The following is a 23,157-nucleotide window of genomic DNA, read 5'->3' on the forward strand; positions in this document are numbered from 1 at the left end:
CGATCGGGACCCGGGCGTAGAGTTTTGGTTGTGGCCGAAAGTTCATGCTCATGACCGCGCTGCGGTTCACCCAGGCCGACGCGCTGCGCTGCCGGTTCGGGGCGTCGCCGCTGTGGGAGACGATGTCCGCCGTACGAGTGCTGCACGGGGCGAAGCACCGGCCGCTGTACGCCGACTGGATCGCGGCCCGGCAGGACGCCGCGAGCAAGCTCGATCTGCGTGGGCTGAAGGCCGTCCAGCCGCGCGTCGGGTTCACGCCCGACTTACTCACCCCACCGCCCAAGGCATCGAGGGCGAAGTTCGCGACCGAGGTCGCCCGCGTACGGAGCACCCCGCTCGAGCGGGTACGGAGCGAGCTCATCCGCTCACGGGACGAACAGAAGAACCCGGGCGCACCTGAGATCGAGAAGATGCTGACCGACCTGGCCGGCACCCGGGAGCGGCTCGCGGCCGAGATCGAGAGCGCCTGGGAGACCCTGATCAAGCCTGACTGGCCGCTGATCAGCCGCGTCCTCGAGGACGACATCGCGTACCGCGGTCAGCAACTCACCGACGGCGGACTGGCCGGCCTCTTCGACGACCTGCACCCGACGCTGATCTGGGAGGACGATCGGCTGATCCTCACCAGGTACCGGTTCGAGGGCCGCGACCTCACCGGGCAGGGCCTCTTGCTGGTCCCCGGCGTCTTCGCCTGGCCGCACCTCGTGATCGTCGCGGACCCGGCGTACCACCCGACCCTCGTCTACCCCGCGCGCGGCGCCGCTCGCCTCTGGTCCGACGCACCCGCTCCCCCGGACGCCCTCGCCCGCCTCCTGGGCCGCACCCGCGCGACTCTGCTGATCGCTCTCGACCCACCGGCCACCACGAGCGCACTCGCCACGCAGTACGACCTCGCCCTCGCCACGGTCGCCGAACACCTCTCCGCGCTGTACGACGCCGGGCTGGCCACACGTCGCCGCACCGGCCATCAGGTCCACTACCGGCGTACCGAGGTGGGACAGGCCGTCGTCGACGCCTCCGTCGGTTAGTGCGGTTTCGGGGACAGAATGCGGGGGTGGACAAGGTTCAGAAACCTCCAGCGCCGACCATGAAGCACATCCGGCGGTGGCCGGCGTCCCTGGCGGTGTGCGCGGCACTGATCCTGCAGGTGCTCGTGCCGACGCAGATCAACGTGCTGCCGCAGTGGCTGCTGCCGGGCCTCGGGTTCCTGCTTCTGCTGCCGCTGGCCTGGATGAACCCGTTCCATCTGTCTCGTGACGAACCCTGGCTGCGCTGGGTCGCGCTGGTGCTCGTCAGTGTGTTGGTCCTCGCCAACGCGGTGTACCTGGGCGGCCTCATCTACTTCCTCAACCATGGCTCCGCCAACAACGGTGACGTCCTGGTGAAGGGGGCCGTCGTGATCTGGGTGACGAACGTCGTCGCGTTCGCTATCTGGTACTGGGAAGTCGACCGCGGCGGGCCGTTCGCGCGGGCGCCCGAGCACCAGCGCAAGGAGGAGCGGGTCGACCTGCTGTTCCCGCAGCTGACCGTCGATCTGCCCGGCTGGGAGCGCTGGCTGCCCGGATTCACCGACTACCTGTTCGTGTCGCTCACCGCGGCGACCGCGTTCAGCCCGACCGACACCATGCCGCTGACTGCGCGCACCAAGACGCTGATGGGCGCCCAGTCGTTGATCTCCCTGCTGACGATCGCGGTGGTCGCGGCCCGCGCGGTGAACGTCCTGTGAGATCTCCCTCGACAGTTCTGTAATGAGCATGAGACCGTTATGCCCATGTACAGCACGAAGTCGGTGGGGTTGGGGTTCGCGATCTTCTCCGCGATCACGTTCGGCGGCTCGGGACCGTTCGCCAAGGCGCTGATCGGGGCCGGGTTCACACCGCAGCAGGCGGCCTGGCTGCGCATCCTCGGCGCCGCCGTCGTACTCGTCCCGCTCGTGCTCGCGTTCCGCGGCCGATCCGGTCTCCGCGCGGCGCGGGCGTCATGGAAGGCGCTCGTGCTCTACGGCCTGACCGGGATCGCCGGCTGCCAGACGCTGTTCTTCATCGCGGCGAGCCGGCTGCCGGTCGGGGTCGCGCTGATGCTCGAGTTCTCCGGCCCGATCCTGGTGGTCGCCTGGCTGAAGTTCGGGCAGAAGGTCGCCGTACCGCGGTCGGCCGCGATCGGCGTCAGCATCGCGGTCGTCGGCCTCGCGACGGTGGCCGAGATCTGGACCGGGCTGCAGATCGACCCGATCGGCCTGCTCGCCGGACTCGGTGCGGCCGCGTGCCAGGCGACGTACTTCATCCTGATCGACAAGCTGACCGGCGCCGCGGATCCGCTGGTGATGACCGCGGCCGGCAGCGTCGTCGGTGCCGTCGTACTCACCTTCGTGGCCGCACCGTGGGGTACGCCGTGGCACGTGCTCATCGACACGATCGCGATCGGCCACCGGCACGCACCCGGCTGGGTGATGGCCGCCTGGCTGATCCTGGTGAGTACGGTCGTCGCCTACCTCGCCGGTGCGGCCGCCGTACAGCGCCTGTCCGCGGCGATTGCCGGTGCGGTCGCGTACGTCGAGGTCGTGGCGGCGTGCATCTTCGCGCTGATCCTGCTCGGCGAGACGCTGCGGACCAATCAGATCATCGGCGGCGTGATCGTGCTCGTCGGCGCGTTCGTGGCCCAGTCGTCGGTCGGGAAGGTCGCTTCGCCCGAGATTCCGGACTCCGACGCTCCCCGCACCGACGTGCTGGATCCCGTCACCTGAGCGAGTCCACCAGCTCCCGTGGCAGGCCATGGGTCTCGTGCAGGTACTCGTAGTCGGTGTCGTCGAGTGACTTGTGGAAGCGCTCGTGGCTGAGCACCTTCCGGCCGCGGTCGAGCAGGTTGCTGAACCGGATCTCCTCGTCGATCAGGATCCGCCGGATCAGCGTCACCGTCTCGCCCTGGTGGAAGTGGTTCAGCGTGTGCTCGAACAGTTCGATCGGCACATCGGACAGCGAGCGTGAGTCGTCGTCGCGCCACAGCGTGGTCAGCATCCGGCGGATCAGCCGGCGCAGCACGTACCCGCGGCCGGTGTTCGACGGGTGCACGCCGTCGCCGACGATCACGATGCTGGACCGCAGGTGGTCGATCACGATCCGCTGCGACCGCTCGTCGAGCTTCCACAGCTTCGGGATCGTCCGCAGCCACGGCTCGAACAGCGAGGTCTCGTACACCGAGCGCTTGTTCTCGAGCAGCATGGTCAGCCGCTCGAGGCCGAGACCGGTGTCGATGTTCTGCTGCTTGAGCGGCTCGAGCGAGCCGTCGTCGAGGCGGCGGTAGCGCATCATCACGTGGTTCCACACCTCGACCCAGCGGTCGTCGGTGGTCGGCGTACCCTCCGGATCGCCGTCGCCGGTCCAGACGAAGATCTCCGAGTCCGGGCCGCACGGACCGGTCGGGCCGTTCGACCACCAGTTGTCCTCGGTGGTCAGCTCGATCGGCAGGCCGAGCTCCTGCCAGGTCCGCAGCGACTCCTGGTCCAGCGGCACCTGCTCGTCACCGCCGAACACGGTCACGTACATCCGCCGCGGATCGAGGCCGAAGCGGGTGGTGAGCAGCTCGTACCCCCACCTCAGCGTCTCGCTGCTCCCGTAGTCGCCGAGCGACCACGAGCCCAGCATCTCGAACACGGTCAGGTGGGTCGGATCACCCACCTCGTCGAGATCGGTGGTTCGCAGGCATCGCTGGATACCCACGAGTCTGCGCCCCAGCGGATGAGGCTCGCCTTCCAGGTACGGCGTGAGTGGGTGCATCCCCGAGGTCGTGAACAGCACCGGATCGCCCAGCCGCGGGATGAGCGTGGACCCGGTCGTCGGGACGTGGTCGCGGTCGATGAAGAAGTCGATGAAAGTCCTGCTGATGGTCATGTCCTTGGTCCTTGTCAGATCGGACCGGAACCAGACCACCGGGTAGCAGAAACAACAACACCGGCGAACCGTTTCCGGTCGCCGGTGGGAGTTTCGAAGATGTCAGGCAGCGGCAGCCGGAGAGCAGAAAGCTCGTACGGCTGCGGCAAGTCGGAACATCCGGTGCATGTGGCTCACAGTACACGATTCAACGCATCAGCTGTCCAGTAATTCCCTCAGGCGTCGGAAGCACGCAAGAACATCAGGACTGCCCTGACCCGGCGATGGTCGTCGAGCCCGGGCGGCAGCCCGAACTTGTGGAAGATCGAGCGGACATGCGCCTCGACGGTCTTCGGGCTGAGCACCAGCGAGTCGGTGATCGACTGGTTCGATCGGCCCTGCGCCATCAGCTCGAGAACGTCACGTTCGCGCTCGGACAGCCGTTCGACCGGGCTGCGCGGGCGGCCCAGGAGCTGCTCGACCACAGCCGGATCGATGACCAGGTCGCCGCGACCGATCCGGCGTACGGCATCGGTGAAGTCGGTCAGCTGGACCACCCGGTCCTTGAGCAGGTAGCCGGTCCCGGTGGCACCGCTGGACAGCAGGGTCAGCGCGTACTGCGGTTCGACGTACTGCGACAGCACGAGAACGGCGGTGCCCGGGTGCTGGGCGCGGATCTCCTGCGCCGCGGTCAGCCCCTCCTTGCCGTACCCGGGCGGCATCCGGATGTCGACGATCGCCACGTCCGGCCGGTGCCGGTCGACCAGGATCCGCAGCTCATCGGCGTCCCCGGCCTGGCCGACCACCTCGAACCCGGCCTCGGTGAGCAGCCGCGCCATCCCCTCGCGGAAGAGCAGCGAGTCCTCGGCGATCACGACACGCATGGGATCTCCGCGAGGACAGTTGTTCCGCGGCCCGGTGGACTGTCCACGCTGAGCCGCCCGTCGACGGCAGCGACCCGGTCGGCCAGACCCCGCAGCCCGGATCCCTCCGGGTCGGCACCGCCTTTCCCGTCGTCACGGATCTCCACCAGCAGCCGCCCGTCCACCCGGCGTACGGCGACCGACACCTCCTCGGCCGAAGCGTGTTTGGCGGCGTTGGCGAGCGCCTCGGAGATGACGAAGTACGCCACCGCCTCGATGGCCGGCTCGAACCGTTCGGGCGGTACGGCGAGCAGGCGAACGGGCACCGCGGAGCGTTCGCTCAACGACCGCAGCGCCGGGACCAGTCCTTCGTCGACCAGGATCGACGGATGGATTCCGCGGGCCAGTTCGCGCAGCTCGGCCAGCGCAGTGGTCAACCCGTCCGCGATCGCCGCCACCGAGTCCGCGACGGCCGGATCGTCGCCGGCCGCCAGCTTCGCCGCCGCCGTCCGCGCGTCCAGCGCCAACGACACCAGCCGCTGCTGCGCACCGTCGTGCAGGTCCCGCTCGAGCCGGCGACGTTCGTTGTCTGCGGCAACCACAATCCTGGACCGGGACGCGCGGACCTCGGCCAGCTGGGCGCTCAGCTCGGTCCGCAGCCGATCGTTGTCGACCGCCATCCGCACCACTGCCCCGGCCGAGTTCAGCAGGTCGCCGCCGTCCAGCAACGCGCGATCGTGGACCACGGCAACCATCGGGCGGCCGTCGTGCTCGAGGTAGGTCGTCGACCGGGTCGATCCGGCACCCGGGAGATCCAGGGCGGCACCGGTCGAGGTGCGATAGCGCTGACTCCCGGTGTCCCAGCGACCGATGGCCAGGCACGGATCCCCCAGTACGCGCGCCATCGTGCGCTCGACCAGGTCCAGCCCGGAGTGCTCGGCGAGCTCCGTCACCAGCTCGCCGATCCGCGCCTGCCGCGCCCACCCGAGTGACAGCCCCACCAGGATCGCCACGGGATGGACGAGTCCGGCGTACACCGCCACCTGGTTGATCGCCTGGCTGATGTCCGGATGGGTGTCGTAGAGCTTCAGGTGGTTGGCGATGATCTGCGCGCTCAGCGCCAGCAGAAGCGGTACGGCGGCAACCAGTACGGGACCCGAGATCCGCCGCAGCGGACGGCTCGCTCGCCACCACCTGACCACGCAGACCACCGCGAGACCGAGGAATATCGGCACCATGAAGTACACGCGTGCCGGGAACGCGGCGTAGATCCGGTCGAGCAGGCTGACGACGCCCGGGCCTGCGTGGAGCAGGTTGAGGTCGGGTGGGCAGGCCGAGCAGTCGAAGTCGGACGGATCGGTGCCGAGGATCGGGATCGTCGTCCAGCACAGCATGGCCAGAACGGCCGCAAGGACGGCCAACTGCTCCCACCGACGGGTGAGCCGACCGCTGGGGAACGACAGCAGCAGCGCGACCAGGGCCGGCAGGTAGGCCCCCTCGAATGCAACACCGATCGTCCAGACCAGCGGGACGTGTGCACCCTCGAACAGGAACATCAGGTAGGCGACGCCGGTCAGGATGAGCAGGATGCCGGTGCGGTTGCGCGGCTGCCGGTCCCACGCGATCAAACCGGCCACCAGGTACAGCCAGGGCAGCAGACCCCACTGCCAGCCGGCCTGACCGACGCGCCACACCTGCAGGCAGACGACGGCTCCGGCAAGTGCCACCAGCACTGCTACAAGTCGGCGATTCATGGTGCCCTCGCAAGCAGGGCAGTGATTCTCGACTCGGACAGCTCGGCCTTCGGGATGAAGCCGCGCGCCGGTGTTCCGGTCAGGCGGGTGCGGTAGTCGGACGCGTCCCGGATCGAGGTCAGGATCACCGCCGGGGCGTCCGGCTCCTCGGCCAGCTGTCTGGCGACCTCGAACCCGTTCATGTCCGGCAGCTGGACGTCGAGCAGCACCACGTCGGGTCGCAGCGTGCGAACGGCCGTGATCGCCGATCTGCCGTCACCGGATTCGCCGATCACGACGAAACCCTGCGACTCCAGCATCCGGCGGGCCGAGCTCCGGAACAGGACGTGGTCGTCCACGATGAGGAACCGCGCCGCCCCCATCCCCACATCGTCGGGCCCGCCGGACCACTCGTCAATCAGGGCCAGCCCTCAATCGCGGTCCGGTGGCCGCCCCGATGCGGCGTCCACGCTCCGGCTGATTGGCTGGCCGGCAGGCGGGGGTACGCCCCGTGCGGGAGGGGGATCCAGCCATGCCGATCATCAGAAGACGTCGCGTCCGCTCCACGGTGCTGTCGCTGACAGCTTGTATCGCGCTTCTTGCCACGGGCACCCAGCCCGCCGTATCCACACCACTTCGTACTGATCGACTCGAGCTCAGTCCGTGCGCGGACGATCCGGCGCTCCGCTGCGGCACGCTTCCGGTCCCACTCGACCGCCGGCATCCCGACGGCCGCACGGTGCCGCTGCATGTCGAGGTCTTCCCGCACACCGGTCCCACCGCCGCGCCGGCCGGCGCGGTGTTCATCACCTTGGGCGGTCCCGGGGCGTCGATCAGCCTGTCCGACAAATTTGGGTACGTCGACCTGCTGTCGACGGTCGCCGAGACCCGCGATCTGGTCTTCGTCGACCAGCGTGGCGTCGGTCTGTCCGCGGCGATCGACTGCCCCGACTGGCAGCACGGCGGGCCGTTCTATGCCTCGGCGGCCAAGTGCCACGACCAGCTCGGCGATGCCGCGAATCTCTACAGCACAACGGATGTGGCCGACGACCTCGAGCAGGTCCGGCGGGCGCTCGCGTACGGCGACATCGATCTGGTCGGCGCGTCGTACGCCGCCAACGACATGGTCACCTACGCGACACGCTGGAAGCAGAACGTCCGGTCGATCTCCCTCGGCGCACCGGCGCTGACCGTCGACACCGATCCCTTCTACGCCTACCAGCCGAAGCACTACCCCGCTCTCGTGAACGCCGTCTGCGGCCGATCTCCGGCCTGCGCGGCGGCCAACCCCGACCCGGCCGCTTCGCTGGCCTGGCTGGCGGACCGGCTGCGCCGTACGCCGGTCAGCGGTGTCGGCGTCGACTCGCACGGCGTCCCGCACCGGATCACCGTGACCGAGAACCTGCTCGCGACCGCGATCATGCCGTTCAACGGCGGCAGCTTCGTCGGTCCGGGAGAGATCACCCAGGCCGCGGTGGCGCTACAGCGTGGTGATGCCGTTCCGCTGCTGCGGCTGGCGGCGGACGTCGACCCGGCGAACGGCTTCGATGCCGGCGATCCGCGGGAGTTCTCCAACGGCCACGCGCTCGCCCGGATGTGCGTCGACCAGCCTGTGCAGTGGGACAAGGACGCGAGCCCGGCGCGGCGACACCAGCAGTACGCCGCAGCCTTCGCGGCCGAGCCGGCTCGCTACGGACCGATCTCCAAGAGTGCCTGGGATCACGAAGGCTATCTGGGCTTCCAGCCGCTGCCGTGCATCGCGTCGAGCTGGGAGGACCGGCCGAGCTACCCCAGCGGTACGAAGGTTCGCGGCGTACCGGCTCTGATCGTGACCGGCGAATACGACGCCGGTGTCACGCCGGAGGCCGGCCGGATCGCGTCCCGGGTCCTCGTCGGGTCGACGTACGTCGAGCTGGCGGCGGTCGGGCATGCGACCTGGTTCACGGGCTCGTGCGGGACCGTCCTGCTGCAGCGGTTCATCCAGACCCTGGCTGTCGACGATACGTCGTGTGCCCGGACCCCACCCGCAGGCTGGTGGATGCCCGGCAGCTTCCCGCTGACGGCAGCGGCCGCACCTCCGGCCCGGCAGACAGCCGGTCCACCCGCCACGACCGACGTACGCCGGCTCGCCACCGTCACCGCGGAGACCGTCATGGACGGCCTCCAGCACATCGCCTCGATCTCCGGCCTCGTCGCGGGCGGACTCCGCGGTGGAACGGTGACGTACGACGACAGCTCGGAGCGACCGTTCGTCTACGACGCGGCGCGGTTCACGCGCGACGTCTCAGTCTCCGGCTCAACCACCTGGACCCCGGACGGCATCGACGGCACGTTCACCGTACGCACTCCGGCCGGCACGACGGCAATCGCAACCGTCCGCGGCGCCTTCACCCACCTCGGCGGGACCGTTGTAGTGACACTGCGCCAGAACAACCGCACCCAGACCTTCGAACTCCCCGGCTACTGAAATGAAGCGCGCACTGGCACTCGCGATCTCGTTGATGGTGGCCCTGTGCGGGTCAGCCGCCCCGTCCGCCGGCAACGGCGGCCGGATCGTGTTCAGCCGGCAACTCGACTCCGGCGGCTCGAATCTGTTCGTGGCCCGTGCGGACGGTTCGGGCGTCCGGAAGGTGGTGATTCCGGAGCTCGTCGAGGACTTCGGGTCGGCGCGGTGGTCACCCGACGGCAGTAAGTTGCTCATCTCGAACCTGCTGCGGTTCGACGCTGCTGGCGAGCTGTTGCCGTTCCGGCCGGCGACCGTGCGGCCGGACGGATCCGGCTTCCGGATGCTCGAACCACCAGGCGCGCCGGACGACATGCTCTGCGGTGCTTGGTCGCCGGACGGCAAGCGGATCCTCTGTGGATTCGGCGGCGAGAAGCCTGGCGTCTTCAGCATCCGCTCGTCCGACGGTGGTCATCCGATCCGGCTGACGACGAACCCGTACAGCGCGTCCGACGTCGCCGGTGACTACTCACCCGACGGAGACAGGGCCGTGATCGTTCGGTTCCGGGGTGAGGACACCGCGCTGTTCGTGGTGGACACCGATGGGCACCACCTGCGCCAGCTCACGCGGTACGGTCTTGCGCAAGGCCACGAACTGGCGACAGCCCGGTGGTCGCCCGACGGTCGCTCGATCCTGTTCGCGACCGCGGAAGGAGGGCTGGCCCTGATCCGGCTCCGCGATGACAAGCTGACTCCGATCACCCTCGACACCGGCGGCAAGGCCTACCACGCCTTCGCGCCCGGATGGTCGCCGGACGGGACCAGAATCGTGCTGTCGTTGACGATCGACCAGCAGGAGGACATCTACACCGCCCGCAAGGACGGAACCCACCTGCAGCGGATCACGAACACGCCGGCCTTCGAACCGTTCGCGGACTGGGGTTTCTAGACCTCGAGGAGTTCCCGCAGTACGTCGCCGCTGCGGGCCCACGACCAATCGCGCCGTACCCACTCCCGACCGGCCTCGCCCATAGCGCGGGCGCGGGCCGGCTCGGTGAGCAGCTCCGCGATCCGTACGCCGGTTGGCACCGGGTTGTACGGGTCGACCAGATAGCCCGTCTCGCCGTGCCGGACGGTGTCAGTCGCGCCTCCGGAATCCCCTACGATCACCGGTTTCCCGGTCGCCGAGGCCTCCAGCGTCACGATCCCGAGCGCCTCCGGCTCGAGCCCGAATCGCCTTGTCCGACAAGGCATTGCGAACACATCAGCAGCATCGATGTACGGCGGGATGTCGGGCCACGGGACTGGACCGGTGAACACGACCGACTGGGACACTCCGGTCGACGCGGCCAGTTCCTCGAGGTAGTCGCGGTCCGGCCCGCCGCCGACGAGTAGCAGCGTGGCGCCTGGTGCCGACTCCTGGACGCGCGGCCACGCGCGGATGAGCGTGTCCTGGCCCTTTCGCCGGATCAGCCGCGAGACACACACGACAACCGGAACGCCTTCCAGCCGCAGGCCTTTGCGAACCTGCTCTCCGCCACAGTCCGGGGCGAACCGGTGCGTGTCGACTCCCGGCGTCAGCCTGCGAACCCGTCCCGCAGCAGCCGGTGAGAGCGCAGGTTTGATCTGCTCCTCGCACCACGACGACACCGTCGTGAGTGTGTCGGCCGCGTCGCCGATCCGCCGCAACGCCTGCCGAGCCCCCGGTACGCCGGCCCACCACGTCTCGTGCCCGTGCGTCATCGCCACGATCCGCCGCGCCCCCGCCTTGCGCAGCGCCGACCCCATCAACCCGAGCGGGGCGGCCGCGCCGAACAGCACCCGGTCCGCGTCGTACTTCCGCATCAGCTCCACGGCCCGCTTCGTCGTACGTGCCGTGGGCAACAACATCGACGTACGGTCCCGGATCACCGGGAACGGCAGCGTGGCGTCGTACGCCGTGTCGCCCTGCTCGTGGGACGTGTAGACGACCACGTCCGGAAGCTCGTCGCACAGAGACCGGACGAAGGTCTCGATCCCGCCCTGGCGCGGCGGGAAGTCGTTGGTGACGACCAGGACGGTCATCGCTTGACCAGCGGCGGGACCGGGTCACCGTTCTCGGTGCCCCAGGCGCGGCCCATCGCGATCCGCTCCGGCGGGGTCGGGTGGTCGGCGAACATCCAGTACCGCCAGCGGCTCGGGTCGAGACCGGAGATGTTCTGCACGGCCAGGTCGTGCTGCATCGCGACGAAGTTCTGCGGATCGTTCGTCAGCCGCAACGAGTGGTAGTCCGCGCGAGCCTCGATCTTGCGGCTGACCAGATTCTGCACCGGACTCGCCAGCGTCGTACCGGCGGCGATCAGCGCGACCAGGAACGCGACCCGGCGCGGATCGGCCATCCGAGTCCCGAGCAACAGGTACAGCAGCGTGATGCCGAACGCCGTACCGAGCACCCCGATCAGCGTCCCGTGCAGTACGTCGTCCTCCGCCGCGTGACCGAGCTCGTGCGCGACCACGAGCCGGACCTGCGCCGGTGGGGTGTCCTTGAGCAGCGTGTCGTAGACCACCAGCCGACGGGTCGAGCCGAAGCCGGACACATAAGCATTCAAGGCGGTTGTCCGCTTCGACGCGTCCGCGACCAGCACGTCCGTCACCGGTACGCCGTCCTGCTTGGCGAGGTCGAGGAACTCGTTGCGCTGGGCACCGGCCGGCATCGACGTGAAGTGGTTGAACCGCGGCTCGATCAGCACCGGGTACGCGAACGAGACACCCAGCACGAGCAACGCCGCAGCGATTGCCCCAGGCAACCACCAGCCTTGCCGCCAGATCTTCGCGAACGCGATCAGGACAACGGCGACCACCGCGAGCCCGAGTGACGTGATGGCCCAGTTGACGCCGCGGTCCCACACCCACAACCGCCAGTTCTCCACCGACAGGCCGTACTTCAGGCTGACCCGCTCCGCGAGCACATCGGTCGGGACGGTCAGCAGACTCGTGATCAGGACGACGCCCGCGACCGTCAGCGGTACGGCGATGAACCACAGCCGGACGTGCACGGCGTCGTACAGCCGTCGGCCGAGCGGGCTGAAGCCGATGACGAGCGGAACCACGATCGAGATGATCCAGGACGCCGTCGACCACGGCAGGATCTCGTGCCGGAAGGCGTTCTGGCGGGCGATCTCGGCCGCCGTGAAGTCCAGCGCGGCATCGGGTTCCGGCAGATCGATCAGGTGCCACGGGGTGGTGACGGCGATGGTGAAGACCAGCGCGACGGCGAGTACGCCGCAGGCGATCCAGGGAGCCGACCGGCCGGCCGGTTCAGGCACCAGCAAGCCTCTCGAGGTACTTCTGCCACTCGGCGACGAACTCGGCCTCGGTCATCCCCAGCACCGACTTGAACGCGTCCGCGAGACCGGTCGAGGTCTTCGACGCGTGCACGGCCCGGTAGAACTTGACCAGCTTGGCCTGTCCTTCACGCTCGGCGATCAGCCGGCACGCGAGCCACGCCGACTCGTAAGCCTGCGGCAGCTCGGTCGCCGACGCCGCGAACGCCTCGGGCGTCGGCAAGGTGGTCGGCACTTTCCCGGCCCGGACCGCCTTGAACAGCTCCTTCGCCGCCGACTCGTCCTGCACCGGTACGGCGGTGAACGCCACGTAGTCCGCGAACCCTTCCGCCAGCCACAACGGCACCGGCGAAGCGGTCGCGGTCGACGCGACGTGGGTGGTCTCATGCGTGAGCACGATCCGGCGTCCCTGCTTGCCGAGCTCCTCGAACAGCTTCGGGTTCGCCACGATCCGCACCGGCGCGCCGACGGCGGGCGAGTCGAGCTCGGCGAACGTGACCGCGGCGATCTGGGTGTACGTGTTCGGCTGGGCGCCGAGGATGCCTTCCATCTGGGACTGTTTGGCGGGCAGGTAGATGATCACCTTCTGCCGCCAGTTCTTGCCCCAGACCTTGCTCACCGAGTCGACCGCCTTGTCGGCCACGGATACGTAGCTCTTCGCTTCCGCCTCCGAGTCGAGGCTGACCACGAGGCTGTGCTTGCCCTTGGCCACCTCGACCTGGCCGAGCGCCCAGACCGGTCGCCGCTGCCCCGCCGCGAACCGCTCCGAGAACGATGCGGCGTACGTCGTCCCGTCGCGGGTGACGAACGTCACCGGAAGGGTCTCGCGGGCCGGCTTCACGTCGTACCCGGAGAGTTGCCAGGAGACCTCGACCTGGGCCAGCCAGGACTGGGTGCCGCCGAGCTGGGTCTGCCGGTCCGGTGTCAGCGCGCCGGGGTCGTCGCTCACGTAGCGCAACTGGAACGTGCTGATCGGGAGGGTGGTCAGGTTCGAGAAGATCGTCCGGGCGCTGCCGCGGAAGTCCGCGGCCTTCGGGTCGATGGTGTCGAGGAACTCGGTGCGGTTGTCGTTCTCGACCGCGTCGGTCATCTTCTGCAGGACAGCCTCACCCGCGACAGCGCGCTGTACGCCGGACTCCGCCTGGTCCGGCGTCGCCGACGTGGCCGGATGCGAGTGTGACGGCGAACCGTTCGGGTCGGCCGGAGCGTTGGCGACCTGACGGAGACCGGCGTACCCGGCTCCGGCGACGAGGCAGACGGCGACACCGAGAGCGACCTTCTTCAGGATCGGCGTGAACGGCGGCCGGCTCTCGTCGGCGGTCCGGGCGAGCGGCCGCTGGCGGTGGTCACTCGGCTCCCGTGGGTCACCGGCTGACGGGATCACTGGCAGCGGCACCGTATCGCCCTGATCGTCGATCACCTCGGCCCTTCGCTGCTGCTCACCTGCCCCAGTCAGGCGGGACACCCGGCCTCCTCCGACATTACGTCATCAAATGAATCGGCTCCGGGGAGGGATCCCCGGAGCCGCAGAGTATGTCAAGGGCGCAGGTCAGCCCGGGCGCACCGCGGAGTTGTACGGCATCTCGTCCATCGGGGCGATCTCGACGCTCTTACCCGGACGCGGTGCGTGCACGATCCGGCCGTTGCCGAGGTACATCGCGACGTGGCTGACCGGGGAGTAGTAGAAGATCAGGTCGCCCGGCATCAGGTCGGACTTGCTGACGTGGCGGCCCTCGCCGGTCTGCGCCTTCGAGGAGTGCGACAGCGAGACGCCGGCCTTGCCCCACGCGTACATCATCAGGCCGGAGCAGTCGTAGGAGCTCGGGCCGTCGGCACCCCACACGTACGGGTCGCCGAGCTGGGAGAGAGCGGCGTTGACCGCGATCGCCGCACGGCCGCTGGCCGGCACGTTCGGCAGGTCCGTGCTCTCCCGGTCGCCACTGCGGGTCGGGCGCTCGCTGCGCGCCTTCTCCGCCGCCTTGGCGTTCTCTTCCTCGATCCGCTTACGGTCGGCGGCGCTGAGCTTGTCGAGCACCTTCTCGGCGTTGTCGAGGTTGGTCTGCAGCTGCTTCTTGAACGCGTCCTGCTTCGCCTGCACGGACTGCAACGCGGACAGCTCGGTCTGCTCGCTGGCCTGCAGGTCGGTGAGCTTGCCCTGTGCGACCTGGTAGCGACGCAGCGCGGAGTTCTGCTGGCCGGCGAAGGCCTGGGCGGTGGACGCCTGGCTGAGGAACTGGTCCGGGTTGGTCGACAGCAGCAGCTGCGCCGTGGTGGAGATGCCAGAGGTCTGGTACCCGGCGACCGCGAGGGATCCGATCTGCCGCTTCACACCGTCGACCTGGCCCTGCTGCTTCGCGATCGCGGCCTGCAAGGCCTTCACGCGCGCGGCGGAGGCGCTGATCTGCCCGCGGAGGTCGTTGGCCGACTCACCGGACACCTCGGCCTGGTGCTGGAGCTCGGCGACCTGCTTCTTCGCCTGGTCCAGGGTGGGCGCGGGGTCGGCGCTGGCCGCTCCCTGGATCAGGATCACGCCCGCAGCGACAGCGGTGCTGGTGATGGCGGCGAGGGCGATTCCCTTGGTGCGGTTGATGCGTCCGATGGACACAGCCCGGTCGGTCCCTTCCTCTGCTCGCGCCGTCCCCGTTGACCAGGCTCGGCGCGGACATCATGTCCGCGGATCCGCCGGATCACTCCCTCGGCTTACCGCTGCCCGGTCGGCCGGAGCGGCCGACACCCTGAGGCAACGAGACGTAACAGTAGTGACCGTTTCGTGACCAGTGCAATTCGCCCCTCGGGTTTGATCCAAAATTAACGAAGGATCATCCCGACCCAACGATCGTTTCGCCTTCATCGGAAGGGGTTTGCGCAGCAGCATCGAGCTCGACACTGCTGACGGCGTGTACTAGGCGTAACGGTGGCACCAGACCGGAATCGGCCAGCGCGTCCAGCGCGGCCATCTCGTCGTCGTCGATGCGAAGACTTCCGGAGCGCTCCGCAGCGAACCCGAGCACCACCGTCACCACGCAGTCCTGGCAGCCCGGACCCTTCATCACACAGGCGTCGCAGTCGATCAGCACAACATCCTCCAAGTGGGGAAGCACCCGGACTTGCATCCGGCTGAGAAGGACGCTAGAGAACCCCGCCGACAGTTTTCGTCGTCAGGTGCGTGCGATGCGTGAAATCAGACTGCTTGCCGAGAGTGCCCGGGCGCCGAGTTTGATGATGCTGTCGGCAACTTCGCGGTCGGTGGAGACGACAACGACCGGGCGGCCCGGCGGCTCGGCGCGGACCAGTTGCCGGATCACGTCATCGGCGATCACACCGGCCGGACTGAACCGCACCCGCACGCCGCGTGGTGGATTCAGTTGCACAGGGCCCGAGAGTTCGGCGCCGTCGAAGACCACGGTGATCTCGACACGACGTTGTGCGACCAACGCACCAAGCGCGGTGACGAGTCGCTGACGTTGCGAATGCAGTGGCGAGTTCGGCCATGCGGTCTTCGTCACGTTGTAGCCATCGATGATCAGATGAACCTGCGGCAACGCCAACAGTTCGTCGAACAGCGCCGGGTCGTCCTCAGGCGCAGTACGTCCGACCGGAGCCGCCTCGGGCTCTGAACCGGCCACTGTGTCCGCTGGGCGGAACTCTCCTCCAGGTGGCAGGGCCAGCTCACGACGCAGTCCGCTCGCTGCCTCCAGCAACGTGTCGAGCAGCAGGCGGGTGCGTGTCGACGCGAGCTCCCGCTCCTGTCCCGCAGTACGGCGGGCCGCGTGCTCGATCGCTTCCAGCTCAGTGATCCGGGTCCGTAGCTTGCGCAGGTCCCGCTCAACTTCGGCGCGGGCGGCGTCGACGCGTTCGTCGGCGGTCTCGGCCTCTTTGGTGCGTTGCTCGAGATCGGTCTGCAGACCGGTGATCTTCTGCCGGGCATCGTTCAGCTTGCGGCGAAGCGCGACGTTCTCGGCCTTGAGCTCGTTGACCTGTTCACGAAGGCGTTCGCGGACCTGACGGGTCTCGGTGCGGGCCTGATCCAGCTGATCGGCGAGCCGGTGGACGGCTTCCTCGTCGGCGCGCGGGTTCTCCACGGGGACCTGGGCGGCCGCTGCGATGCGTTGCTCCCAGTCGTCGGGTCGCAGCAGGTACGCGAGGGCGGCCACCTCGACCGGGTCGGCCGCCGGGACCGGTACGCCGTCGGCCACGGCGTCGCCGAGCTCCGGGTGCTCCCGCCGTACCTCGAAGGCCGTCAGTTTGCGGAAGTGCTCGTCGGTCTCGAGGATCGGACCGAGCACCGAGGCGGACAGCTTGGCCCGTTTCGCCGGCGCGAAGCTGGCGAACCGGCGCAGCGGGGCCGGGATGTCGGTTGCGGGGAGCTGGCCGAGGGCATGTGCGGCGAGGGTCAGGACGCGTTGCCGGACCGGTTCAGGCAAAGTCGTAGCGGCGGAGCTCGCGGCGGTGCCGGCCTCAGTCACCGGTCCGCAGTCCGGCTGGAACGACTACCTGGCAGCTGATGCTCCAGTGACGCAGACCACAGCGAACGGGCGTGTGGCCCTGATTCGCAGTGATCGCCTGTGTACGCATACAGAGAGCCTAGTCGACTCGCAGGCGTGTCACCTGCGGAATTGTCGGTGGCGGCTCTTAGCGTCGTGACCATGACCAGCCCAGGGCATGCGCAGGCCTCGGATTCGACGATGCCGATCCGCGGTGTGCAGCACAGTTTCGACGACCTGGGTACTCCGCTGCGCGACATCACGTTCTGCGTCGTCGACCTCGAGACCACGGGCAATCCGCCCGGCGAGGGCGGCATCACCGAGATCGGCGCGGTGAAGGTCCGGGCCGGCGAAGTCGTCGGCGAGTTCCAGACGTTGGTCAACCCATCGGAGACGATCCCGCCGTTCATCGCCGTACTCACCGGCATCACGAACTCGATGGTTGCCACGTCACCGCGGATCGAGTCGGTGCTGCCCGCGTTCCTGGAGTTCGCGCACGGGTGCGTGATGGTCGCGCACAACGCGCCGTTCGACATGGGCTTCCTGAAACACGAGAGCCTCGTGCACGGGTACGACTGGCCCGACTTCGCCGTCGTCGACACCGCGCTACTGGCCAGGCGCGTGATCACCCCGGACGAGGCGCCGAACTGCAAGCTCGGGACATTGGCGAAGCTTTTCCGCACTACGACGACGCCGAACCACCGGGCGCTGTCCGACGCGCGGGCGACCGTCGACGTGCTGCACGGGCTGTTCGAGCGGGTCGGGTCGTTGGGCGTGCAAACGTTGGAGGACCTGCAGACGTACTCGTCGCGGGTCGCGCCGGCCGTCCGGGCCAAGCGCCACCTGGCCGAAACGTTGCCGCACGCACCGGGTGTGTACCTGTTCACCGACGACCGCGGCGAGGTGCTGTACGTCGGGAAGTCCAAGGACCTGCGCACCCGCGTCCGGTCGTACTTCACCGCCTCCGAAACGCGCAACCGGATCGGCGAGATGGTCGGTATCGCGACCGGCGTCCGCGGGATCGAGTGCGGCACGCCGCTGGAGGCCGAAGTACGGGAGCTGCGGCTGATCGCGGAGCACAAGCCGCGGTACAACCGGCGGTCGAAGTTCCCCGAGCGGCAGCATTGGCTGAAGGTCACGGTCGAGCCGTTTCCACGCCTGTCCCTGGTCAAACAGGTGCGTGACGACGACGCCGGGTACCTCGGGCCGTTCAGCTCGCGGAAGACGGCCGAGCGGGCGATGGCCGCGCTGCACGAGGCGTTCCCGATCCGGCAGTGCACCGCGCGGATGTCGAAGCACCCTTCGCTGTCGCCGTGTGTGCTGGCCGAGATGGGGCGGTGTGTCGCGCCGTGCGACGGGCGGATCTCGATGGATTCGTACGGCGAGTTCGTGGCCGGGCTGCGGACGGCGCTGACCGTGGATCCGACGCCGGTGGTCGAGGCACTGGACCGGCGGATCGACCTGTTGTCGGCGGACGAGCGGTTCGAGGATGCCGCCGTACATCGGGATCGGTTGAGCGCGTTCGTGCGGAGCTCGGCGCGGATGCAGCGGATGGCGTCGGTGACCGGGTGCGCCGAGATCTGCGCGGCCCGGCGGACCGAGGACGGCGGCTGGGAGCTGCACGTGATCCGGCGCGGCCGGCTCGCGGCGGCCGGCTTCACGCCGCGCGGCACGGACCCGCGGCCGCATCTGGAGATGCTCCGGGCGTCCGCCGAGACCGTGCTGCCCGGCATCGGCCCGGTGGCGGCGGCGTCACCGGAGGAGATCGAGCTGATCCTGCGCTGGCTCGAGCTCCCCGGCATCCGCCTGGTCGAGATGGACGGCACCTGGACCTGCCCGGTCAGCGGCGCCGGCCGCCACCTCACCCGCCTCGACAACTCCCACTCCGACGCCCACCACCACCCGACCGAACGCCGCCGGCACATGCGGCCATTGGGTCCGGCGCGGGTGGGTTAGACCTCGATGAACTGGTAGTCGGTGCGGATCCGGCCGTCGGGGGCGAGCAGGAGGAGATCGATGCCGATGGCAAGCGCCTCTCCCCCGCCGGCCGGAACCATCGCCCAGCGCAGTTTGACCAGATCGCGGAGCGCGGCCGGCTCGCCGTGCGGGACGAATTCGTACTGCCCGGGCGCGACGAACTCGTCGTACGCGCAGGTGACCCGGCGTACGAGCTCCTCGTGGCCGCGGGCTTCCAGGGACGCGGTGACACCGATCTCCTCGGCGCGCTTCGCGATCTCCTCGGGCGGCTCGAGAAGGTGTACGCCGTCCTCCGTCCACAGGTCCTTGATCGCCTTGCGGCGGGTGTCGGCGTCGGGCTCGTTCCAGACTGCTACATAGCGGGTTGCAAGGTCTTTGCTGTTCATGGCTACGACCTTGCCGGGAGGGGTCGTGGGCCGACAATTCCCTGCTGGGTATGGATTGTCGGTGGCATGGGTTAGAACTGCAGCATGGGATCAGAGTTGTCCGCAGGGCTGCGGTCGTGGCGGACCCGGCGGCGAGTGAGTCAGCTCGAGTTGGCGATTCGCGCCAGGACGACGCAGCGTCATGTCAGCTTCATCGAGAGCGGTCGGTCGGCGCCGGGGCGCGAGATGGTTATCCGGCTGGCCGAGTCGCTCCAGGTCCCGCTGCGCGAGCGGAACGCGTTGCTGCTCGCCGGCGGATACGCTCCGGCGTACGACGAGACGCCGTACGACGCGCCTGGACTCGAGGCGGTCCGGACCGCGCTGGCCGCGATCCTCGAGGGACACCGCCCGTATCCGGCGGTCGTCGTCGACCGCATCGGCAACCTGGTCCTCGCGAACCACGCCTTCGAGGTCCTTACTGCCGGCGTGGCGGAGCATCTGCTGACGGCACCGGTCAACCTCCCCCGGCTGCTGCTGGATCCGGCCGGCCTGGCTCCACGGATCGTCAACTTCGCGCAATGGTCCTGGCACGTCATCGATGCGCTGACCCGGGAGGCCGCGCAGTACCCGTCGCCGTCGTCGGACGCTCTGATCCAGGAGCTCATCGCGGTGATCCCGCCTCGGCCGGCTCCGGACCACCTGGGTTTCGCCGTCCCGCTCCAGCTCCGCTCGCCCGACGGTGACCTGCATCTCGTCACCACGCTGACCAGGTTCGGTACGGCGATCGACGTGACCGTGTCGGAACTGCGGATGGAGGCGTTCCTGCCTGCGGACGAACCGACGGCGAGGGCGTTGCGGGGCCTCGATCGCACTATGCTTCAGCGGGTCTAGATGTGAGTACCGAGGAGAGGACGGCATGGTCACCGCGATCGTGTTCATCAAGGCCGACGTCGCACGGATCCCGGAGGTCGCCGAGCAGGTGGCGGCGATCGAGGGCGTCAGCGAGGTGTACTCCGTCACCGGCGGGCTCGACCTGATCGCGCTGGTCCGGGTCGCGCGGCACGACGACCTGGCCACGGTCATCCCCGAGCACGTGAACCGGGTGCCCGGCGTACTCAGCACCGAGACGCACATCGCGTTCCGCGCGTACTCCAGCCACGACCTGGAGGCGGCCTTCAGCCTCGGCGAAGAGGACGGTGTCTGAGCACTGCTCCGATCGGTCCGACTGACACGAGCTGAAGTTACGGTGAACACATGAACGTCCGGGGCCAGTTCCGTGCCGACAACGGCGTACTTCGTGCGTGTGCGCGTCGTCCGTTCGCGCCGACCGCCGAGCGAGGACGCGGATGAGCAATCCGCCCGCCGGCTGGTACCCCGACCCCACCGGCCAGCCGAACACCATCCGCTTCTGGAACGGGGAGAAGTGGACCAACGAGACCGAGATCGAGCAGGAGGAAACTGCCGCCCACTCGGACCCGATCCTTCAGGAGCCGGCTCAACTGCCGCCAGCTCAGCGGGAGGCAGCTCGGCATGAGCCGGTCCAGCAGGAGCCGGTCCGTCAGGAGCCGATGCGGCGCGAACCGGCTCGGCAGGAGCCGGTCCAGCGGGAGTCGGTTCGGCAAGAGCCAGTCCAGCGTGGCCCGGTTCGGCAAGAGCCAGTCCAGCGGGAGCCGGATCGGCGCGAGTCGGCTCGGCAGGAGCCGGTTCGGCGGGAGTCTGTTGGGGCTGAGACGGGTGGGCCTGGTCTGCGGTCTGTGCAGGAGCCTGTGCAGCAGCCACAGCAGGAGTCTCCGGACGAGCAGGCGGATCCCGGCGGCTGGTGGCAGCCGACGCCTACTCCGCAGCTCTGGGACCTCGAGCCGACCAACGACGCCACGCAAGCGAACGGTGGACCGCGTCTACGCGCGGTGACTCCGGACGAGCCCGCCCAGGATCCCGGGCCGAGCGCGGCCGAGCGAGCCCAGGCGACGTGGGGTGCGCCGGAGATCGCGCCCGCTCCCCCGGAGCACTGGACCCAGCGCGAGGTGACCGAGGAGGAGCTCGCGGCGGAGGACGGTACGGCGGCTGCCGAAGTACCAGCCGACGTACCAGCTCAGCAGGCCGAGACACCGGCCGGCAGCTGGACCTTGAAGCTCGCGCCCTCGCCGAGCGAGGCCAGCGAGACCAGCGAGGCAGCTGTTGAGCCGACTGACGGCTGGTCGGACGTCAGCTTCACCGAACAGCCGAGGTTCGCGCCGACGCCGAAGGAGGACGTGCAGCCGGGCGTGCCGAGTGCGGACGTGAGCGAGGACCCGGAGGTACAGGCAGCGGACGCGGCTGAGGTGGCGGCGCAGTTGCAGCCGGACTGGGGTAGCCAGGCGGGCGACCAGGGCGACCAGGGCGACCAGCAGACGAGCGATCAACCGTCGTGGGGTGTCGAGGCCAGCGACGAAGAGGACCTGCAGACACCGGACCATCCCGCCGCGCCGCTGTGGACCATGCCGGACGCGGACGACGCAACGCAGGAACAGCCGGTGCCGGTCCAGCTCTGGGGCGACCAGCCCACCCAGCAGCAGCCCGCAGTACAGGAGCCGGAGCAGAACCAGCCCTGGGGAGCCGGTCAGGCCGAGCAGGCTCAGGGCTGGGGAGCCGGAGCCGGTCAGGCTGAGCAGGGTGAAGGCTGGGTAGCCGGTCAGGCTGAGCAGGGGCAGGGCTGGGGTGCTGAGCAGGGTTGGGGTTCGGCGGGGAATGACGCGCCGGCGGCGGACAACGGCTGGGCTGTAGGTGACCAACACGCAGTACAGGAGTCGGGGCCGTGGGGTCCGCAGGCGACCGCCGAGACGCAGAACGGTCAGGTCGGCGACCAGCAGTGGGGCGGGCAGAGTTGGCCCGTACAGCAGAACGGCGACCAGCAGACGAGCAACGGCTGGGGCAACGACCCGAGCTGGGGCGAAGGCCAGCAGCACTCCGCACCTGTGCAGCAGAACGGCGGGCAGCCGTGGGGCAACGGGCAGGGCGAGCAGCAGCAGTGGGGTGTGCAGCAGAACGCCGGCCCGCAAGGCGGAGTACAGCAAGGCGGAGTACAGCAGGCTTGGGGCGAGCAGCAGACCCAGCGTGCCTGGGGTGAGGACGAGAACGAGGCCTGGGGCGGGCAGACCGACCTGAGCACCGGCGTCGGGAGCAAGAAGTCGAAGGGCTCCGGCGGCGGTGGTGGCGGCCGGTCCGGTGCCAAGCTGCCGTTGATCCTCGGCGGCGGGGTCGCACTGGTGCTCCTGATCGTTCTCGCGGTGGTGCTGATCACCGGCGGAGGCGACGACAAGAAGGCCGACCCGAACCCGACAGGTACGCCGACACAGTCGACCGGCACGCCGACGAACCAGAGCAGCACCAAGCCGGGCCAGTCCAAGAACCCGAAGCTGCACGAGGGCATCGGACGGATCTCGTCGGACGCGATCTCGTTCCCGCGCCGGAACCCGCCGTGGTCGGACCGCAAGCGCCTGGTCCAGCAGCTGCTCAACTCCAGCGGCCAGCACATCGTCCTGCAGGAGAGCGTCAGCGGCGCCGACGACTGGACCGCGGACATCTTCGTCGGCGGCCTCGGGACCGGGTCGGGCTTCAACGGCGACCCGAAGGCGACGGCGGCGACGCTGTCGGGGCAGCTGCGGACGAGCATGTACGGGTCGATCCCGGCGACGTACCGGACGGTCGCGAACGGCGCGGTGAAGCGGACGAACAAGTCAGGCTGGTTCTACCAGCAAACCGTGACCGCAAAGTCGGCGGCAGTGACCGATCGAGTGCTTACGCTGACGGTGGCCGTTTTCGACCTCGGTGACGGAACGGCGGTCGCCTACATCAGCGGCATCCCCAACAACCGCCCAGATCTGAAGGCGGCCGAGAGCCAGGCCTACAAGGGAATCAACGTTGGCTGAGAACGAAGACCAGACCCCGTCCCACACCGGCGACGGCGGGCCGCCCGCGGTACCCACATCCGGCGACTCCGCCAACCCGTGGGTCCAGCCTGCGCAGAACACCCCGGAGAGCCCGTCCGACTCCGGGGATGCCCTCTTCGGCCAGTCCCCCGCCCCCGCTCCACCACCCCCGCCGCCGGCCCGCCCGCAACACGC

General features: G+C 69.0%; 20 protein-coding genes. 9 read left to right on the plus strand and 11 right to left on the minus strand.

Annotated elements, in window-relative coordinates; all coding sequences use genetic code 11:
* Nucleotides 1-50: 50 nt before the first annotated feature.
* The 3 genes from ACFWUU_RS01270 to ACFWUU_RS01280 are packed head-to-tail and all read left to right on the plus strand — an operon-like array spanning nucleotide 51 to nucleotide 2,743.
* A complete protein-coding gene (locus tag ACFWUU_RS01270) occupies nucleotides 51-1,028 on the plus strand; it encodes a DUF5937 family protein (RefSeq protein ID WP_380171680.1) in 978 nt (325 codons plus the stop codon).
* Between the two features lie 26 nt (nucleotides 1,029-1,054).
* Nucleotides 1,055-1,726: a hypothetical protein gene (locus ACFWUU_RS01275; protein ID WP_380171682.1), complete on the plus strand. Its 672-nt coding sequence runs from the start codon at nucleotides 1,055-1,057 to the stop codon at nucleotides 1,724-1,726.
* A 45-nt stretch (nucleotides 1,727-1,771) separates the two neighbouring features.
* Nucleotides 1,772-2,743: a DMT family transporter gene (locus ACFWUU_RS01280; protein WP_380171684.1), complete on the plus strand. Its 972-nt coding sequence runs from the start codon at nucleotides 1,772-1,774 to the stop codon at nucleotides 2,741-2,743.
* Here the strand turns inward: ACFWUU_RS01280 and ACFWUU_RS01285 are convergent.
* The 4 genes from ACFWUU_RS01285 to ACFWUU_RS01300 form a co-directional block, all read right to left on the minus strand.
* The gene (locus ACFWUU_RS01285; protein ID WP_380171686.1) at nucleotides 2,736-3,887 is read right to left on the minus strand and encodes an alanine--tRNA ligase-related protein; all 1,152 of its coding nucleotides are present in this window, start codon (nucleotides 3,885-3,887) and stop codon (nucleotides 2,736-2,738) included. The genes ACFWUU_RS01280 and ACFWUU_RS01285 overlap by 8 nt on opposite strands.
* Before the next feature lie 215 nt (nucleotides 3,888-4,102).
* On the minus strand, nucleotides 4,103-4,750 hold the full coding sequence (locus ACFWUU_RS01290) for a response regulator transcription factor (protein WP_137254444.1): 648 nt from the start codon (nucleotides 4,748-4,750) through the stop codon (nucleotides 4,103-4,105).
* Nucleotides 4,738-6,456, minus strand: coding sequence for a histidine kinase (locus ACFWUU_RS01295; protein WP_380171688.1), 1,719 nt, complete (start codon nucleotides 6,454-6,456; stop codon nucleotides 4,738-4,740). The genes ACFWUU_RS01290 and ACFWUU_RS01295 overlap by 13 nt, the downstream gene beginning before the upstream one ends.
* A gap of 23 nt (nucleotides 6,457-6,479) precedes the next feature.
* Nucleotides 6,480-6,845 carry a response regulator transcription factor gene (locus ACFWUU_RS01300; protein ID WP_137254442.1) on the minus strand — a complete coding sequence of 122 codons (366 nt, stop codon included), beginning with the start codon at nucleotides 6,843-6,845 and terminating at the stop codon, nucleotides 6,480-6,482.
* Nucleotides 6,846-6,994: 149 nt separating this feature from the next.
* Here ACFWUU_RS01300 and ACFWUU_RS01305 point away from each other — a divergent pair, with 149 nt between their 5' ends.
* Nucleotides 6,995-8,929 (plus strand): alpha/beta fold hydrolase, encoded by a 1,935-nt coding sequence (locus ACFWUU_RS01305; protein WP_380171690.1) that lies wholly within the window; start codon nucleotides 6,995-6,997, stop codon nucleotides 8,927-8,929.
* A gap of 1 nt (nucleotide 8,930) precedes the next feature.
* Nucleotides 8,931-9,854 (plus strand): TolB family protein, encoded by a 924-nt coding sequence (locus tag ACFWUU_RS01310; protein ID WP_380171692.1) that lies wholly within the window; start codon nucleotides 8,931-8,933, stop codon nucleotides 9,852-9,854.
* Here the strand turns inward: ACFWUU_RS01310 and ACFWUU_RS01315 are convergent.
* The 6 genes from ACFWUU_RS01315 to ACFWUU_RS01340 form a co-directional block, all read right to left on the minus strand.
* Nucleotides 9,851-10,969, minus strand: coding sequence for a glycosyltransferase family 4 protein (locus tag ACFWUU_RS01315; protein WP_380171694.1), 1,119 nt, complete (start codon nucleotides 10,967-10,969; stop codon nucleotides 9,851-9,853). The genes ACFWUU_RS01310 and ACFWUU_RS01315 overlap by 4 nt on opposite strands.
* Nucleotides 10,966-12,210, minus strand: a complete 1,245-nt coding sequence (locus ACFWUU_RS01320; protein WP_380171696.1) for a M48 family metallopeptidase — start codon at nucleotides 12,208-12,210, stop codon at nucleotides 10,966-10,968. Before ACFWUU_RS01320 ends, ACFWUU_RS01315 begins: the two co-directional genes overlap by 4 nt.
* The gene (locus tag ACFWUU_RS01325; protein WP_380171698.1) at nucleotides 12,203-13,693 is read right to left on the minus strand and encodes a hypothetical protein; all 1,491 of its coding nucleotides are present in this window, start codon (nucleotides 13,691-13,693) and stop codon (nucleotides 12,203-12,205) included. The genes ACFWUU_RS01320 and ACFWUU_RS01325 overlap by 8 nt, the downstream gene beginning before the upstream one ends.
* A gap of 84 nt (nucleotides 13,694-13,777) precedes the next feature.
* Nucleotides 13,778-14,833, minus strand: coding sequence for an NlpC/P60 family protein (locus ACFWUU_RS01330; protein ID WP_380171700.1), 1,056 nt, complete (start codon nucleotides 14,831-14,833; stop codon nucleotides 13,778-13,780).
* Between the two features lie 214 nt (nucleotides 14,834-15,047).
* Entirely contained in the window at nucleotides 15,048-15,305 is a 258-nt protein-coding gene (locus tag ACFWUU_RS01335; protein ID WP_137254435.1) for a hypothetical protein, read from the minus strand.
* An 81-nt stretch (nucleotides 15,306-15,386) separates the two neighbouring features.
* Nucleotides 15,387-16,652 carry an NYN domain-containing protein gene (locus ACFWUU_RS01340; protein ID WP_380171702.1) on the minus strand — a complete coding sequence of 422 codons (1,266 nt, stop codon included), beginning with the start codon at nucleotides 16,650-16,652 and terminating at the stop codon, nucleotides 15,387-15,389.
* Nucleotides 16,653-16,874: 222 nt separating this feature from the next.
* Here ACFWUU_RS01340 and ACFWUU_RS01345 point away from each other — a divergent pair, with 222 nt between their 5' ends.
* A complete protein-coding gene (locus ACFWUU_RS01345; RefSeq protein ID WP_380171704.1) occupies nucleotides 16,875-18,668 on the plus strand; it encodes a DEDD exonuclease domain-containing protein in 1,794 nt (597 codons plus the stop codon).
* On the opposite strand, the gene ACFWUU_RS01350 is transcribed toward ACFWUU_RS01345, so the two are convergent.
* Nucleotides 18,665-19,075 carry a hypothetical protein gene (locus ACFWUU_RS01350; RefSeq protein ID WP_380171706.1) on the minus strand — a complete coding sequence of 137 codons (411 nt, stop codon included), beginning with the start codon at nucleotides 19,073-19,075 and terminating at the stop codon, nucleotides 18,665-18,667. The genes ACFWUU_RS01345 and ACFWUU_RS01350 overlap by 4 nt on opposite strands.
* An 84-nt stretch (nucleotides 19,076-19,159) precedes the next feature.
* Here ACFWUU_RS01350 and ACFWUU_RS01355 point away from each other — a divergent pair, with 84 nt between their 5' ends.
* From ACFWUU_RS01355 to ACFWUU_RS01365, 3 genes are all read left to right on the plus strand, one after another.
* Nucleotides 19,160-19,945 (plus strand): helix-turn-helix domain-containing protein, encoded by a 786-nt coding sequence (locus tag ACFWUU_RS01355; protein ID WP_380171708.1) that lies wholly within the window; start codon nucleotides 19,160-19,162, stop codon nucleotides 19,943-19,945.
* A 25-nt stretch (nucleotides 19,946-19,970) separates the two neighbouring features.
* Nucleotides 19,971-20,258, plus strand: coding sequence for an Lrp/AsnC family transcriptional regulator (locus ACFWUU_RS01360; protein WP_371401363.1), 288 nt, complete (start codon nucleotides 19,971-19,973; stop codon nucleotides 20,256-20,258).
* Nucleotides 20,259-20,400: 142 nt separating this feature from the next.
* The gene (locus ACFWUU_RS01365; protein ID WP_380171710.1) at nucleotides 20,401-22,962 is read left to right on the plus strand and encodes a DUF2510 domain-containing protein; all 2,562 of its coding nucleotides are present in this window, start codon (nucleotides 20,401-20,403) and stop codon (nucleotides 22,960-22,962) included.
* Nucleotides 22,963-23,157: the final 195 nt, after the last annotated feature.

The sequence above is a fragment of the Kribbella sp. NPDC058693 genome, from assembly GCF_042715335.1.
Taxonomy (GTDB): domain Bacteria; phylum Actinomycetota; class Actinomycetes; order Propionibacteriales; family Kribbellaceae; genus Kribbella; species Kribbella jiaozuonensis.